Annotated in this window: 21 protein-coding genes and 3 tRNA genes; 6 read left to right on the top strand and 18 right to left on the bottom strand. The window is 38.0% G+C overall.

The annotated features are described in order from the left end of the window. The first annotated feature begins 78 nt into the window (after positions 1-78). Positions 79-891 carry a hypothetical protein gene (locus IPM62_01395; protein QQS39251.1) on the top strand — a complete coding sequence of 271 codons (813 nt, stop codon included), beginning with the start codon at positions 79-81 and terminating at the stop codon, positions 889-891. Between the two features lie 53 nt (positions 892-944). On the opposite strand, the gene IPM62_01390 is transcribed toward IPM62_01395, so the two are convergent. The 3 genes from IPM62_01390 to IPM62_01380 form a co-directional block, all read right to left on the bottom strand. After that, a tRNA-Gln gene (locus IPM62_01390) sits at positions 945-1,015 on the bottom strand. A gap of 246 nt (positions 1,016-1,261) precedes the next feature. Then, complete coding sequence (locus IPM62_01385) at positions 1,262-1,621, bottom strand: GIY-YIG nuclease family protein (GenBank protein ID QQS39250.1); 360 nt, start codon at positions 1,619-1,621, stop codon at positions 1,262-1,264. A 297-nt stretch (positions 1,622-1,918) separates the two neighbouring features. Beyond that, positions 1,919-1,990, bottom strand: a tRNA-Lys gene (locus IPM62_01380). A gap of 242 nt (positions 1,991-2,232) precedes the next feature. Between IPM62_01380 and IPM62_01375 the strand changes: the two genes are divergently transcribed. Continuing rightward, positions 2,233-2,586, top strand: a complete 354-nt coding sequence (locus IPM62_01375) for a hypothetical protein (GenBank protein QQS39249.1) — start codon at positions 2,233-2,235, stop codon at positions 2,584-2,586. A gap of 1 nt (position 2,587) precedes the next feature. Here the strand turns inward: IPM62_01375 and IPM62_01370 are convergent, their stop codons facing one another. The 4 genes from IPM62_01370 to IPM62_01355 form a co-directional block, all read right to left on the bottom strand. Next, positions 2,588-2,923 (bottom strand): hypothetical protein, encoded by a 336-nt coding sequence (locus tag IPM62_01370; protein QQS39248.1) that lies wholly within the window; start codon positions 2,921-2,923, stop codon positions 2,588-2,590. 2 nt (positions 2,924-2,925) lie between these two features. Continuing rightward, positions 2,926-3,282: a hypothetical protein gene (locus IPM62_01365; GenBank protein ID QQS39247.1), complete on the bottom strand. Its 357-nt coding sequence runs from the start codon at positions 3,280-3,282 to the stop codon at positions 2,926-2,928. Between the two features lie 682 nt (positions 3,283-3,964). After that, entirely contained in the window at positions 3,965-4,501 is a 537-nt protein-coding gene (locus IPM62_01360) for a hypothetical protein (protein QQS39246.1), read from the bottom strand. Between the two features lie 213 nt (positions 4,502-4,714). Further along, positions 4,715-4,786: transfer RNA gene (locus IPM62_01355), tRNA-Glu, on the bottom strand. Positions 4,787-5,100: 314 nt separating this feature from the next. Here IPM62_01355 and IPM62_01350 point away from each other — a divergent pair. After that, the gene (locus IPM62_01350) at positions 5,101-5,292 is read left to right on the top strand and encodes a hypothetical protein (GenBank protein ID QQS39245.1); all 192 of its coding nucleotides are present in this window, start codon (positions 5,101-5,103) and stop codon (positions 5,290-5,292) included. 70 nt (positions 5,293-5,362) lie between these two features. Further along, a complete protein-coding gene (locus IPM62_01345; protein ID QQS39244.1) occupies positions 5,363-5,902 on the top strand; it encodes a TrmH family RNA methyltransferase in 540 nt (179 codons plus the stop codon). Here the strand turns inward: IPM62_01345 and IPM62_01340 are convergent. The 6 genes from IPM62_01340 to IPM62_01315 all read right to left on the bottom strand — a co-directional run bounded on the left by IPM62_01340 (position 5,899) and on the right by IPM62_01315 (position 9,703). Then, a complete protein-coding gene (locus IPM62_01340) occupies positions 5,899-6,099 on the bottom strand; it encodes a hypothetical protein (GenBank protein ID QQS39243.1) in 201 nt (66 codons plus the stop codon). The genes IPM62_01345 and IPM62_01340 overlap by 4 nt on opposite strands. Before the next feature lie 75 nt (positions 6,100-6,174). Next, entirely contained in the window at positions 6,175-6,942 is a 768-nt protein-coding gene (locus tag IPM62_01335) for a thioredoxin domain-containing protein (protein ID QQS39242.1), read from the bottom strand. Positions 6,943-6,987: 45 nt separating this feature from the next. Further along, on the bottom strand, positions 6,988-8,007 hold the full coding sequence (locus IPM62_01330) for an FAD-dependent oxidoreductase (protein ID QQS39241.1): 1,020 nt from the start codon (positions 8,005-8,007) through the stop codon (positions 6,988-6,990). A gap of 187 nt (positions 8,008-8,194) precedes the next feature. Further along, the gene (locus IPM62_01325; protein QQS39240.1) at positions 8,195-8,554 is read right to left on the bottom strand and encodes a hypothetical protein; all 360 of its coding nucleotides are present in this window, start codon (positions 8,552-8,554) and stop codon (positions 8,195-8,197) included. Positions 8,555-8,658: 104 nt separating this feature from the next. Then, entirely contained in the window at positions 8,659-8,979 is a 321-nt protein-coding gene (gene trxA / locus IPM62_01320) for a thioredoxin (GenBank protein QQS39239.1), read from the bottom strand. 76 nt (positions 8,980-9,055) lie between these two features. Next, entirely contained in the window at positions 9,056-9,703 is a 648-nt protein-coding gene (locus IPM62_01315) for a hypothetical protein (GenBank protein QQS39238.1), read from the bottom strand. Positions 9,704-9,795: 92 nt separating this feature from the next. Here IPM62_01315 and IPM62_01310 point away from each other — a divergent pair, with 92 nt between their 5' ends. Beyond that, the gene (locus IPM62_01310; protein ID QQS39237.1) at positions 9,796-10,137 is read left to right on the top strand and encodes a hypothetical protein; all 342 of its coding nucleotides are present in this window, start codon (positions 9,796-9,798) and stop codon (positions 10,135-10,137) included. Between the two features lie 425 nt (positions 10,138-10,562). Here IPM62_01310 and IPM62_01305 read toward each other — a convergent pair whose 3' ends face one another. Then, entirely contained in the window at positions 10,563-12,059 is a 1,497-nt protein-coding gene (locus IPM62_01305) for a carboxypeptidase M32 (GenBank protein ID QQS39236.1), read from the bottom strand. 23 nt (positions 12,060-12,082) lie between these two features. On the opposite strand from IPM62_01305, the gene IPM62_01300 reads away from it, so the two are divergent. Then, the gene (locus IPM62_01300; protein QQS39235.1) at positions 12,083-12,607 is read left to right on the top strand and encodes a histidine phosphatase family protein; all 525 of its coding nucleotides are present in this window, start codon (positions 12,083-12,085) and stop codon (positions 12,605-12,607) included. Positions 12,608-12,658: 51 nt separating this feature from the next. Here IPM62_01300 and IPM62_01295 read toward each other — a convergent pair whose 3' ends face one another. Genes IPM62_01295 through IPM62_01280 form a run of 4 tightly spaced genes read right to left on the bottom strand, consistent with a single transcriptional unit; the run spans position 12,659 to position 15,337 of the window. Further along, positions 12,659-13,375 (bottom strand): thioredoxin domain-containing protein, encoded by a 717-nt coding sequence (locus tag IPM62_01295; GenBank protein QQS39234.1) that lies wholly within the window; start codon positions 13,373-13,375, stop codon positions 12,659-12,661. Between the two features lie 42 nt (positions 13,376-13,417). Next, on the bottom strand, positions 13,418-13,984 hold the full coding sequence (locus tag IPM62_01290) for a hypothetical protein (GenBank protein QQS39233.1): 567 nt from the start codon (positions 13,982-13,984) through the stop codon (positions 13,418-13,420). A 32-nt stretch (positions 13,985-14,016) separates the two neighbouring features. Then, positions 14,017-14,355: a methylated-DNA--[protein]-cysteine S-methyltransferase gene (locus IPM62_01285; protein ID QQS39232.1), complete on the bottom strand. Its 339-nt coding sequence runs from the start codon at positions 14,353-14,355 to the stop codon at positions 14,017-14,019. 19 nt (positions 14,356-14,374) lie between these two features. Then, complete coding sequence (locus tag IPM62_01280) at positions 14,375-15,337, bottom strand: hypothetical protein (protein QQS39231.1); 963 nt, start codon at positions 15,335-15,337, stop codon at positions 14,375-14,377. Positions 15,338-15,978: the final 641 nt, after the last annotated feature.

The following is a 15,978-nucleotide window of genomic DNA, read 5'->3' as shown; positions in this document are numbered from 1 at the left end:
GGAATCAGTAATTTAAGACTTAGTGAGAATGAAAAGCCATAATCATGACAATGTCGTGATATCGTGAGATAATAATTTATGGATAAAAACAAGAAGTTGTATGTGCTAATACTACTTACTTCTCTTGTTGCGTTTTTTACTTACTCATACGCAACAAATTTCTTAAACATTCATTACAAAGCACAACGTATTTTATACATATTCCATACTGCACGGTTTGTCATATCCGAAAATCGTACGTTTAGCCCAATCAACACATCTCAATTCATTAAACAATCAGACTATAAGAACATACAGGAAGTGCAGTATAATATCACTGTTTCGCAAGGATCTGTTGACATTACCGATACTTCCGAATCTACGTATTTTGTTTCCACTAAAAGTGTTCGATCTCCTTTTGGTGTGAGTGTCCACAACAAAGTTAATACCGACAAACTACTAATAAATTTAGGAGATGATGGAGAACCCGAATCTCTTTCTACTCCTGACTCCATAAAATATGGCATTGAGTTTGGACGTCAAACTATACCTGTTGATTTAGATTTTTATGCAGGTAAAGCATCAGTTAAAAGTTCTTTCACCAATCTGAACTTAAGAAAATTTAAATTTAATAACACATTCGGCTCTGCTGATTTTTCATTTTCTTCAAATTCAATTCCCAAAGAAACATTTGAAATCGAAACAGTAAGCGGTAAGGTTTCCATCGCCCTACCGGAAGAGATTGGAGTAAAAGTAACTTATGAAACTATTGGAAGTAATTCAAAACTTGACGAGACTGAATTTGTTAAATCTGGCGAATATTATTCCAATAATTATAAACAATCAAAAATAAAACTTAATATTTTCTTCACAACTTCTACTGGACATTTATTTGTACGAAGAACTTTGTAGTTAGGATAATAATTTTGTTTTAAGCCTTCAGATTACTAACCCTCTACAATATGCTGCGGGACCAGGATTCGAACCTAGATTGACGGTTCCAAAGGCCGCTGTCCTACCATTAGACGATCCCGCAATAAAAACATACTTACTTAATTAATCTTCAATTTTAATAACTTGTTCCGGTTTACACCGGAATGTCCTACCACTTGCGCGACTTTGTCGCTGTGTTATACAGAGACGATCCCGCAATAAAAACATACTTACTTAATTAATCTTCAATTTTAATAACTTGTTCCGGTTTACACCGGAATGTCCTACCACTTGCGCGACTTTGTCGCTGTGTTATACAGAGACGATCCCGCAATAAAAACATACTTACTTAATTAATCTTCAATTTTAATAACTTGTTCCGGTTTACACCGGAATGTCCTACCAATTGCGCGATTTCATCGCTGTGCTTCGCAGAGACGATCCCGCAATATTTTAAACATACATTATCACTTTTACCAATCATCTTTTCTATTGATGATCTTTTCTTCCAAGATTTTACCTTCATTTCAAATTTATAAGCTAAGTTGTAACTTGCAAATTCTTTTACAAAAATTAATTTAAGCGGTCTATTGTTTTTTGTATATTTTACTTGCCCATTTCTGTGATTACCCAATCTATCGTAAATGTTTCTTGTTGAACCCACATAGTAGCTCCCGTTGATACAACTTAATACATAACAATACCCCATCCCTTATTATACCGACCCAACAAGTTGGTCGCGTATTCTCGAGCTCTCGACTTTAGGTCGGAGGCTCGGAAGACGATCCCGCAATAAAAACATACTTACTTTAAATATCTTTCAATTTTAATAACTTGTTCCGGTTTACACCGGAATGTCCTACCACTTGCGCGACTAAAGTCACTGTGTTTGAACCAAATCACTATCTCAATCGAAAAGCCTTAATAACGTGCCACTTTTTAATTACAACTTCCGCTGGTGTTATTAGCAATTAGTGTTGTCAGCTTCCTTTATCTTTTTACGTTGTGAGCCCGACAGGGATCGAACCTGTGACCATCAGCTTAAAAGGCTGTTGCTCTGCCGCTGAGCTACGGGCCCATTGTCTCGATATGTATTATACAAATAATAGAACAAATTTAAAACCTTTCTTGTAGCGTCATTATTTTTTTGTTGCTTTCGCTTTTGAAATAGGATGTTTTTTCCCAATCTGTCATTCCGCTTAATACCAACAATCCGGTTATTGAACCATCATTGTTCACACCTACAAGATGGATGAAATGGCAATTGTGAACATCCGTCAACGTGTTGCAATAATTCGTTTGTGATAGTAATCTTATCTCATGGATCAAGATACTTACAAAAAACTATTTGACGATTTGGTAAGCTTGGTGGATCAGCAATTGGCAAAATACGAAAAAACGGATGTTAGTCCCGAGACAATCGCTCGTTATCTGCCAACTTTAATATCGCTGGTAAATACAATCGGGTATCTCCGTGGACAAGATGGTGTGTTTTTGGATTTCAGACCCAAAACCGACAACCAGGATCACTTTTTTGAAGTTGAAGACGCGTTTGAAAAAAGATTAACAAGTCTTATCGAGAAAGTTATGGCATCAGACATGTCGGAATATTACAAGAAAAAACTGCATAGCTATTTTTGCTTGGTAAGAACTAATCAACCTTCTGAAGTTTAACCTAACAGTCCTCAAGATCGTTCGGATCAGCCCAGTCTTTTACCCCCGCTATCACTTCACTTGTTGCGTCATCGATTAATACCATGCTGTCCACTTGATCCATTGAAATTACTTCCTTTAATTCGTCAAGGGTTATTACTCCATCCGCTTCACCCCTAACCCACAAGTCGGTTCCGTTTTCCAATACAAAATACTTTGGAAACTTCTGAGCAATATTCTCTGCATCCTCAGGTGTCGCACTTTCCCATGCATAGTAAAAAGATACGCTCTTCCCTTCATTCGTCATTATATTTTTCGAAACCCAAAATGTTCCTCCATTGCCTATTTTTCTTTGCATAATTATCTCCCAGTAAAACTATGATTATTATCATAGTCAAAATTGATATTAAAAGAGCCGTCTGGGGTTAACTTAAATTTGAACCACTTACACCGATTGCCGTTGTTGTCAATAACAATAGTGTGAATTTTGTTTAAGGCAATTTTCAGAGGACTATTTGTACCAAAATCTACACGTAAACCATGCAGTTTATTTTCATTTTCCTTTGATTGTCTTGCGATAAAACTATCCACATCACCTTGGGGTGACATTATATAATCAGCTTCAATCCAGGCTTTGTTCCAACCTTCTTCCACCTTTTCGAGCATAATTCGTGCAATGTCTTTGTAACATTTCTCCAAAACTTCAGTATTTTGCATATGTGTATTATGCCAAGTTATATAAAATAAAACAATTGGCTGTAATAAATTTTCCGACAAACCGCCGCGTCATACATGCCATAATTCTCCAAGGAAAGTTAGTTCACTGCTTCGCTAACACTTAAAAAATACGTGATTTCCATAAAGTTTGAATAAACAACCGAGGGTTGAGAACTCTCGGTTTTCTTCGAATAGTTTGTTTACCGCTTCCCTTCATCCGTGGACAAATAGTCCACGGTTTTCGGGAAGTTTAAATAAAACATGGGTAAGAATCAGTGGGTATTTTATTTATTTGTATCAAACTCGTGATGCGCATCATAAACATAGTTTTTATTAAGACTTATAACTTCGTAGAAATAATGCGAGGGTAAAGATTTTTACAAAAAGGGCACAAGAAATCCTGCTTGTTTTCTTTATAAATAACAAGTTAGTAAACCCCACCGTAGATACACAACTTTGCATGTAACTAAAACGAGGGCAACCTCCCGTTGTTTAATTTGTATCACATTCAATAGTTTTTCACCATCAGGCACGTATTTTTAGGCAAGTATCATCCAAGTCATTGAAGTAAAAATAGTAATCGCAGTAGTAATGCTGAAAATATATTAGCCAACAAAAACATATGTTATATATAAACACAGTTGGTTAATGCATGAAATGTTTTTCACGAAACGCCGCTTTCTTACCAACCCTTAACTCGACAGGTTTCCGTATCCAGATTGTCGATGTCTTTGAGAATATAACTCGACAAATTCTCATATTTGTAATTGCCCGTCTGATAAACGACTCTCTGGTGTGTAACCTTGAAACACGATGCTTCAAAAATCTGGTCTACTCCACTCCCTTCCGTCGTATATACGACTTGCCAACCTTCATTATTTTCAAAATAGTACAGCATGTGTGCAGGTGGCCCACCCGCCAACCCCTTGGATATTTCGGGAAAATCGGCAAACAACAATCCCTGTGCAATGTCTTTAGAGATCTTTTCATCCAAATTACCAACAGAATTCAGTGGTTTGGCAGAGGGGTCAATGAAAGTGCGTCCATCTTTTGTCGTACATTGCGGTGGATACATAAGATTTACCTGACCGTTGCTTGCCTTAACACATTCCTCGTAAGAATTAATCTTATTTGTATTTCTATTTTCTTGCAGTCGCCAAGTAATTATTCCCAAACACACCAAAACCAGTGCAACAAAAATAATAGTAGTTAATTTCATTGACAGCAACCTGTTTATTTTAATATTTTTCACCACAATCATTGCACCAGCTACACAATTCTCAGTCAAGTTAATTGCTCAGAAAAATCATGCTGTTTCATTTTACACTCGCTCGAAGCTATATCATATAAGTTAATTTGAACTTAAACGACTTCTTTTTAAAATATGGTTCAAATTAGTTTGAAGGAACAATATTTTTTGGGAAAATCTTAGTGACCCCACAGAGAATCGAACTCTGATTTGCACCTTGAAAGAGTGCCGTCCTAGCCGTTAGACGATAGGGCCTCATTTCTTTCGGCCGTAGCACTTTGTGTTAGGGCCTCATTTCTTTCGGCCGTAGCACTTTGTGTTAGGGCCTTAATACTTTCAGTTGTATTTCACTTTGTAAATTAGAGCCTGTACTTTAAAAATTGATAAATTACAAAGCAATTTAAGGCTCTGCTATTTTACCATCTTAGGCCAGCTAAATCCAAGCTGGATATTTTTCTTCGACGCTTCTATTTAACAGTCTAAACGAATACAAACCTCATCTTACCAGCTTTTTTACCTTGTTGCCTTACACCTTTGCAATAATCTTATAATGTTGTATGATTGTGGCCATGACGTCTGAAATCATCCTACCGCCAAAAGATTGCGATACATGTCCATTTTTCAAAAACTGCTACACTAAAAGTGAAAAACCTAGAGTGAAAAAATGCCCTTACGGTTACAGGGTAGAAAGGTATCGAGATTGTACGATAGCGCCTACACCAGGTCAGACTTTTGATTACAATCCCGATGATATGTATTAATATTCCCGCTTTCGTTCACGAATACAGCTTCACACAAGACTCCTAACACTGGTAAAATATAATTATCGTCATGTCTATTGTGAAACTAAACGCCAAACATTTGCGAAATTCCAATCCCACCAACAAAGATCTGTCAAAGGTAGCGAGAAATCCAATAGTCTTTGTACTGGACAGAATCATTGACACCTACAATACAGGCTCACTTTTTAGATTGGCGGATGCAGTTGCTGCAGAAAAGATGTATTTAGCAGGTGATATGGAATACCCGCCAAATTCGCGTATTCACAAAGCGGCAGTGGGAACCGAAAGCTGGGTTCCATGGGAGAAAACCGCATCAACCATAGAAACGGTTCAAAAACTAAAAAAGGAAGGCTACTATATTGTCGCAATTGAGCAATCTCCTCAATCTACAAGCTACCATCTACTATCTACAAAAAACATCAAATTCCCAGTTGCTATCGTTATCGGCAATGAAAGCTATGGAATTGAGAATGATGTCCTAAAACTGTGCGACATTATTGTAGAACTACCCATGCACGGAATAAACATCTCATTTAACACTTGGGGTTGTGCGGCGGTTGTTGCTTATAAAGTGTTGGAGGGAGTTTAGCCATTTCCCCGGTTTCTATCTCTAGGAATAATCGGAGTCTGATTTTCTTCTTTCTTATTTAATTTCGGACACTCTCCGTCTAACCTTGCTCCACCTTCCGTATCGTAGATTACTCTCAAACCACACCCGGTACAACTTGGAAGTTTTTGACCAACTGAGCCTCGAAAATCCCTACAACTATGTTCGCTAACTGCCATAGGGTGACATTATAGCAGAATATATTCATAAACTAAACCCCCAGCTATGTAAACAAGCGAGAATACTCAATTCTTTTATGAGGCTAATGCTTCGTCTATGGTTGTTTTAAGTTGGGCAAAAGGTAGAGCACCGGGAACCAACCATACTTCACCTTTTTCGTTTACCACTAAACTTCCCGGAGTTCCTGTAATTCCAACCGTTAGTCCCGACTGGTAGTCCTCCTCTACAGCGCTATCAAATTTTCCCGAATCAATACAGGTTTGGAATGCGACCTTACTCACACCTGCCTTTACGGCAATACTTGACATATCAGCAAGCGACCCTTTCTGGTCGGCAAAAACTGCATCTAAAAATTTCCAGTACGCATCTTGACCGCCCAAATCAGCTATGCACTCGGAAGCAACAGCAGCCGGACGTGCCTGCGGGTGAATCTGGTCAAGCGGAAAATGTCGATAAACAAGCGCTACTTTGTCGCCATATTCCTCAAGAATTTGAGTAGTTGTGGGATGAAAACTTGAACAATAAGGACATTGTAAATCGGAATACTCAACCAAAAATACTTTTGCGTTTTTGTTTCCACGGACATGATCTTTGTCGTTTACCGGTGTGAGTTTTGCCGCCTGATCTTCGGTGAGTTTTCCATTCTTTGGTTGATTGGCGACAGCATCTGCTGCAGCACCGTTAGCTGTTGGCGTAACCGTTTTTGATGTTGGTGTACCATTTTCCAAATAGGAAACTTTGTTCCACAAAACTCCTACGGCAAAAGCAAGAAAAACGGATATGACAACAAATACAGGAAGAAGCTTCTCAACACCAAGTTGGTTCGTCTTTTCAAAAGCCATATTTTGCTATTTTGGACTACCAAAGACTATCTGTCAATATAGTATTTAGTTCTGATCTGCAAGGTATTTAACCGTATCCATTCCCGCCATACACCCAAACCCCGCTGCGGTTATCGCTTGTTTGTAATGATAGTCGTGCACATCCCCCGCTACAAACACTCCTTTTTGACTGGTTAAGGTATTAAAACCGTCTGCACTTTTTTTGACAATGAAACCTTTGGTGTCAAGTTCTACTTTATCTTTGAATATTTTTGTCGAAGGTGTATGTCCAATTGCAACAAAAATTCCGTCGATATCCATATTCCAATATACAAACCCTTGTTTTTCTTCCCCTTTAACCTTTTGCGCCTGCTTGGTGCCAGCAGTTGTTTTTATTTTCAAACCCGTTACTTTTTCATCACCCAATATTTCCGCGACACTACTATCCCATAAAACTTGTATTTTTTTGTTTTCAAATACCCTTTTCTGCATTGCCGCACTTGCCCGGAAACTATCCCGTCTATGGATAAGTACTACTTCAGACGCATACTTGGTTAGAACAAGCGCTTCTTCCATCGCACTATCACCGCCACCAACAACCGCAACTTTTTTGTCTTTAAAAAACGGGGCATCACATGGCGCACACGAGGATACACCTCTTCCTCGCAGTTTGTCTTCACCCGGCACCCCAAGCCAACTCGTATCCGCTCCTGTTGCAATTATCACGCTTTTAGCCAAATACAAATCATCCGCTGTGGTGAGTTTAAAATATTTATTGTTAATAGATGGAACTTCGAAAGAGGTTACATTTTTTTCGATCATTTTTGCACCAAAAAGCAGTGCGTGATCTTTCATCTTTGTCATCAGCTCCGGTCCCATAATTCCAGGGTGCGCAGGAAAGTTATCGACTTCAGTCGTTAACATCAACTGTCCACCCCACATATCTCCGCCCAAAATTAGCGTCGAAAGAGCTCCTCGGGAAGTATAAATTGCCGCAGTAAAAGCAGAAGGTCCGGATCCGATAATGGCCACATCCCACGGTTCGCCCGCATTGGGAGTTTTGGTAAATGTTAATACATTAGTCATAGTGAATAAAAGAGTTTATTAATATCGATATTTTATTATGTAGTCTTCATCAAGAAAAACCCTAATTCTTAATCCCCTGCCCGGTTAATTAAACTAACTTAGAAATTAAACACAGCGTATTTACAGTAAATAAAACAAACCAAGCTGACCGATTGATGTAATCAGTCAACTTGGTTCAAAGTTTTCATCACATCCCCGATGCTACGGGAGGAGTGGAATCTCCACCCATATCAGAATCATCGTGTGTTACGCCCATCGGTGCAACTTGCTCAACTACGGGCATATCGGACAATGTGTCTGATTGCGTATTCGCAAGCGGTTCGGGTGCGGTCGTTGATTGAGTAGCACTTACCATATCTTCACCGCTTTCTGCCGCAACTTGCGGTTCATCGGATACTGGCGGCTCTTCACTGGTTGCCATTTCAGTAACGGTTGTCGGGCTATCTACTCTACCCAGATCGTCTGTCGCTGCGGGTGCCACACCACCCATACCCTGTGACATGGGATCACTTGGTGTGCTGTTTTGATCATTTGTGTTATCGTTCATTTTCTATCACCTCCTTAAATAGAAACAAGATTAAAATCTTATAATATAACTCTACATTATTTTCACAAAGAGTAAAACAGGTATTGCTAAATTACCACTGGGGTTTACAATGCTTTTTTGACAAGTTGCTCAAAACCATCTTTACCGGAAAATCCAACCTGTCTACCGATTTCTTGTCCACCTTTAAAAAGTACAGTCGTGGGAATCGACATGACTCCATACTTTTGCGGGTAGTCATGGTTGTCGTCGACATTCACTTTATAAAATTCAACTTTGTCTTTATATTCTTCTGACAATTCTTCCAGTATCGGCTCCGCCATTCGGCAAGGACCACACCAAGGAGCCCAAAAATCAACAAGAACTGGTTTATCGGATTTCAAAACTTTTTCTTCAAAGTTGGCGTCAACAACGTCTAAAATTGCCATAATTTATAATACATTAATAATTGTTCGTTACAATAAGTAAATCTATATCATTTAACAAGTTCCCAATTATCATCGTTTACAGCCACAAATGCACAAGTATCACACACGCCATTACAGAAATTCCCAAACTTTCAATTAGCGAAAAATAACTAAGTGGTACGGGTATATAAGTTCCAAGTCCCACGTCTACTTCGTTCTCCCCCTTCATAAGTTTTGCCAGGATTCCCGTGGTGCTAATTGAGAAAAGCAGAAATGTTGTAAAGCCTACAGAAACCAGAGCCAAATCCAGTAAAAATGCAAGAGCCAGGACAACTTGTAAAAATGGATATAAAAATCCGTATATTTCATATCTTTGCGCAATCAAGTCATATTTCGAAAAACCTTGTGCGAAACCCTTCACGTCAAACATTTTTAAACTACCAAAAACCAACATCGCACTCCCTAACAAACTGGAAAGAACTTTAGTTTCAATTAATGTACCCCGAGCATAATCACGTGCGGAAAACAAAAAGGTAGTAAGAAAAACTATGGTTAAAATCACAACCAGCGGTTGCTGTTTGGATAAAATCGAACTTTCCTTAAACTTACGTCCTTTTTTATGAATTTTCAAACCTATCACATTCCCTTTTCTATCTTGCAAAAGCATACCACACGTAGGACATTCTCCCGGATTTTCTTTTTTTACATCAGGATGATTTGGACAAACGTAATAATTCTCGACCATAGCCTAATATGAGTATAGCGTATTTTTTTGGTTAATTTGTATAGGTTGGATATTCTGGCAATAAAGCCATGTATTTGGTATAATTGCCGTTTATGAGAGATAGTGAAAAACGCTTAACACTTTTAGCTACACTTACCTTGGGTGTACTGAGTGCATGTGGTGGCGATAAAGACGGGTGTGCAGGCGGACAACATACAAATCTTGAAGTTTTAAGTAGTCAAACACTATCTACTCCTGATATATCAGGTAAAGAGGATACCGTAATATATCTTGATGGGAATCTCGCAAAAGGTGAATGGGTACAAGCAGAGACCACATTTATTCGTCCCGGCTACGATCCTTATGCAAATAACCAACTACCGCCCTATTTACCCTCTAATTCCTCGCAGGCATCATACTGTGCCGGAAACTCTGGAGTCGTCTACAAAAAGTAACCTTCCTTGTTTATGATGTTTTACCTTCCATTAGAAATAACCTTTGTTACAACTATTCATAGGAATCACCCGGAAATTAGGAAAACAATAATCACGGATTTATAAGGATTTAATGAGAGCTTTTCTACTTCTTCTTTATCGCGTCGGCTCCAATATAGGTAGCAATACTATAGACTATCGCAGCAAGTGCCACAGAAGGAGTTATTATTCCAAGCAATGCACCCCCCAAGCCGTAAGCATAACAGCAACGTCAATTTTTTTGGAAATCTCTGCAATTATGTTGATTGTCGGTTCCCGTTCTGCCATATTGCAAACTGCCCTTAATCTTACGGTTTTAGAATTATATTATCTAATCTTCAATAAGTTATTATTTAATAATCTCCGGATAGTGAGCCTTTTCTTCATAAAAATTAATATCGCAATATTTAAATCGAGTACAACGTCCGGTATTTTTCGTGAAGATAAGTCACGAAATAATTTACATCAAGCGTCTCACCGGTAACCTTTTTGCATAGTTCTTCGGGGAAATACAGTGATCCGTATGTGTGGATATGTTGTCTAAGCCAGATTAATATGGGTGTTAGCTCACCCTTGGCGCAAAGTTTTTTGACATCCAGTTTTTTACTCAACGTAGCCGTAAACTGTGCCGCATACAAATTTCCCAAAGTATAAGTCGGAAAATAACCGAAATTCCCGTAAGCCCAATGAACATCTTGCAGAACTCCGTTTGCATCGCAATCGGGAGTTACACCCAAATATTTTTCCATTTTGGAATTCCAAATTTCAGGTAAGTTCTCCGGTTTAAGCTTGCCATTTATTAGTGCATTTTCAATTTCAAATCGAAGAAAAATGTGCAAATTGTATGTCACTTCGTCTGCTTCCACTCTTATCTGACCGGGTTTAACAATATTAAATATTTTGTAAAGCTCATCGGCTGATATATTTTTTAATTGGGGAAAATGGGATTTGATAAAAGGCGTAAGGAAGCTTATAAATTCTTTGCTTCTCCCTACTTGATTTTCCCAGAATCTGCTTTGGCTTTCGTGAATTCCAAGCGACACTCCACCAGACAAAGGCGTGTATTCATACTTGGGATTTACTCCCTGCTCATAAAGGGCATGCCCGCCTTCATGCATCGCCACCATAATCGGCTCTATAAACGCATCGTTTTTATATCTGTTCGTAATTCTCACGTCTTGTGTTCCAAGCGTTTCCGTAAAAGGATGTGGCGAAACATCTTGTCTGCCGGCTTCAAAATCGTACCCCATCGTGGTTAAGACAAATTTTGCCAGTTCTTCTTGGGTTTTTATGTCATAGTCACTCTTTGGCTCAGCTAAATTGCTCCTGCCGGAATTTGCTATTTTTTCAACTAAACCTGTTAACTCAGGCTGCAATTTGTCGACAACCATTTGAAATTTTTGAACCGTAAGTTCGGGTTCATACATGTCAAGCAAAGCGTCGTATGGATTGTCTTTGTAACCTAAATGTCCGGCTATTTCCCGGCTGACAGAAATAATGTTTTTCAAGTGAGGCAAATAAAATTTAAAATTATTATCTGTCCTTGCCTTGTGCCAAGCAGAAAATGCATGTGAGGTAATTCTAGAAAATTCAACGACAGTTTTTTGCGGAACTTGAAAATAATACTTACCGGCCCAAGTTAAATTTCTCACAATTGCTTTTTCTTCCGGTGTCAACGAAGTGACATTTTTGACACTATCTAATAATGCTCGAAACTTTGGGTCAAGCCATTTTTCGGATATCAATTTCGTTATGTGAGCAGTTTGTTCCGCTCTACCTTCAACGCCTTTCGGTGGTAAACTAACATTGGTGTCATAACCTAAAAGCGCATTAATTTTACCAAGGAGTGAAATTTCTTTGTAGAAATCAAGTAGCAATCTAACTTTTTTATTTTTTGTGTCCATATGCGACTATAACAAAAACGAAAATGATTTTCTATATCTTAAGACATGGTGAGACTTTTTCCAGCAAGGAAAACGATGCGGGATACGGCGATAAACAATTAACCACCGAAATTCTTCCAGAAGCAATTCCTGCAATTATTAGAATGGCTAATTACTTAAAAGTCATTCATCCAGATCATGCAGCGGCAAGTGAAATTCTCAGAGTCCAAGAAACAGTAGCAATCGCAACACGCATAACAGGAGTAGAGTTTACAAGTGACCCGAGATTAAACGAGATGCTTGACGAAAGAAATTTGGAACCGGAATATCCATATTCCGGATACTTTGAAGACAAAAAGAATATGGTAATTGATTTTATTAATGAGATGAAAACAAAAAAGTACAAAACAGTATTTGTCGCTACTCACGGAATCGTAATTGCCGCTCTAAAACATCTTGTAACCACAAATAGTTTTACGGTGGAAGAAGTCGGCGATTATCCCGAACCGGGTGTGCTTACAATTATTAACAATACTACTATTGAAGAAGTTAACTTCAACAAACTCTGATAACTTGCCTAATTTGCCGGGCGTAACTTAACCACTGCAGTGTCAGATATTTCAATTGCCCAATCTTTGGTTAATAAGAGCTCTAAACTGCTCAATGTCTTGAGGCGGCCTTATCATTACCCCGTCTAGTATAAAGGTTGGGGTTGCGTTTACACCGGTTTTGTTGCCCAATGCAATACCGACACTCACTCTCTCTTCAGTCTGGCTACTGTCTAAATCTTCTTTAAATTTATCAACATCAAGAGCAAGTTCTTGGGCAAATTCGACAAATTTTTCTTTTGCACTACCTTCCGACCACTGACTTTGGCGCTCGTACAACATGTCGTGCATCTCCCAGAATTTACCTTGTTTGCCCGCTGCCTCTGCAGCTTTTGCCGCCGAAAACGCATTCGCATGGATTGTAGTTAACGGAAAATGCCTATAGACCACCCGTAAATCATCGGGGAATTCTTTGGCCAACTGCCTGACTATCGGGTGATACCCCGCACATGCCGGACATTGATAATCAGCATATTCAATCAATGTTACACTTGCTTCTTTGGGACCCTTCACCCACTCATCATCCTGAACCATTGTCACATCAGCTGGAATATCAATTGGTGTATTAATCCACTTAATTCCCTTGTAACCAAAGAAGCTAATTATTGAAAGTACTAAAACTGCGAGACCCAGTTTTATAATTTTGCCCATCAGTTTTGATTTTACCTTCTCCTCGTGCTTGCTTTTTTTCGCAAGTTCTCGTTTCTCTTTTTTGGTCAAATCATCCATTGTGGTAGTTTACAAATCTTGAGCCAAAGATGCAACTGTGGTTTATAAAAAGATTCCGATAATTAATGTAAGAGCTATATGCAATCCTAAATACCAACGTTTCTGCTCGAAAGTCAAGCTAACCGGAAACTTCGTAAACCATCGGTCGGTTGATTTAGTTTCAATTAAATCGCGTAGCATATCAATAATAAGGTGTAACAAAAATCCAAGCACGATACCCCGCCCAAGTATACTTGCCGTCGAAGTAATCACAAAAAAACCAAAAAGAAGAAAGATTGATTGGAAATTAGCGTTATGGAAAACCAAATTATCTAATGTCTTGTGGCTCTTCACAAGAAAATCAACTGCCTGTAAATATTTTCTCTCTGATATTAAACTCTTTGCTTGTTGTGAAGAAGGTTCGTCCGGACGTAAGAAATAAGTATAGATAAAGTGATCACTAAAAACCATCAACATGCCGATAACGCCCCCAAGCCAAAAAATCAAGTACTCAGCTGTAAACCAATTTGAATTTCCTATTTCAAGAGAGAGGCTGAAGGTTTTATAAATCGAGATTAATAGAAAAAAGGCGAGAAGGAAAACAATATGGACAATAATTTCTTTTTTCATTTATATTAATAATACTGTTTTTGAAACAAATATCAAAGCACCCGAACTAAGTGTTTTGTAAGATCAACCCGATTGCTTGCGGTAAAGGTAATTCCCTCCTTTATTAATTTATCTTTGTGTGTTCTCCACCCCGGTTTGCCAGTTAAGGATTTACCGTAGTTTTTGGCTAAACTTCCGTCTTTATAAATAACTCTATGGCAAGGAGTAGAAGGATCGCTATTTACAGAAAGCGCCCAACCGACTTTCCTGGCGTCTTTTGTGCCTATTTTCTCAGCAACTTGCCCGTAAGTTGCTACAAATCCAACTGGAATACATCTTACGATTTCATAAATATTTTGGAAAAGGCCTGAGTTAACTTGAGTTTTTTTCATTATTGCAAATTGCAATGAATTAGTAAGTAATTTTAACCAATTTATAATTTGACATTTTTCTTTCAACTGCAATACCCGCTTCCCTGAGTAAAATCGCAGGATGCGACAAAATGCCATATGAAATATATGCATGACGTGTGTATTTTTTAATTTCTTGAATCACTCCCATTAGGGCATCCGCTCTGTCCACTGTTGCCGGAATCGAAATAAGAAGTGGTGTCTTTTTGTCCCATTTTACTAAATCGTGAGGTGTTTTTATTTCAAAAATATCATTCTGTAAATTATTATTTTCGTAATTTCCATTTTTAATATTTTTAACTCCGGCTAATTGAAGTGGAAATATTTTGAATCTATCGCTTATAAGTATCTCGAGAGAATTAAAATCGCCACTTAGTATTTTTTCGAGTTTAGCAAGCTTTGGGGTAAAGGCATCTGTGATTTGTTGTGCGATTTTTTCGTTAAGGGGATTTATGTTAATATAGTTTTCTACGCCATCGACAATGCTAGCTATCTTCCGAACGTCTTTATATAAATACCAAGTAGCAAAACCGTGACTAAAAACCGCCATATCCGAGTTAAGGACATAATCAATATTCCAATCGCTCTCGGAAATTTCAAGAACAATTTCCCCCTTCGAATAAGAAATTATTCCACCGAATTTTGCCTTAAAGAAATCATGCATGACGATAACCATTCCCGCTTCCAGATTCTCTTTGTAAAAATCATACGCCTCATCAAAGGTGGCGCAAGGTTTGCGTGGTAGTTTGACATCTTTTTGAGGATGCGATGTGCGAGCAGAAATTAGTTTTTTGTCTTTGAAGCCTATTTCAGTTAGTTGTTTAATAAATATGCTTTTTTCGGGTAAAACCGAGGACACATACAAATTGTTTTCCATCAAACCAATATCTTTCAAGTAAACAAGGGAATATGCTTTGATACCGATTTCTTCAATTGAAGTGTTGTTTATCGATTTAAGGTTCATGTTGATGAAAACTACAAACAGATAATTTGCGTAGTGTAAATATAGCGTATTAAAACAAAATAATCTAATTACAAATTCCAGATAATCCCCTGGTGATTTAAAAAACCCAAGTTGCCCAAACAAGTTTGTCTAACACTTCAATACGGCACAATACTAATTGGGAAATAGCGTGTTAACACTAACCAACTGTATTTATCACAACAAATCTTAAGGCAACAAACAAAGATACGTTATTAATAAATTAACTGAACACAACATGCAAGGACAAACAACACTTAAAACCAAAAAAGGTAGAAGAAATAACGAGTGTACCCGTGGCACTTCATGAGGTATTTACCAACCTTTTAACAAGGCATTACCTTTGGTTTCCAGGTGTTTCAATTTCCACATAAAAAGTTTGTGTGTCAACTCTTCTTTAGTTTCAAGTGTTTCAATTTCCACATAAAAAGTTTGTGTGTCAACTCTTCTTTAGTTTCAAGTGTTTTAGTTTCCACATAAACAAAGTTTGTGTGTCAACTCTTCTTTAGTTTCAAGTGTTTCAATTTCCACATAAAAAGTTTGTGTGTCAACTCTTCTTTAGCGATAATTGTTGAAGTTTCCACATAAACAAAGTTTGTGTGTCAACTCTTCTTTAGTTTCAA

It is taken from the genome of Candidatus Woesebacteria bacterium (assembly GCA_016700095.1).
Lineage (GTDB): Bacteria > Patescibacteriota > Microgenomatia > UBA8517 > UBA8517.
This window is presented reverse-complemented; position numbering and strand designations above follow the sequence as displayed.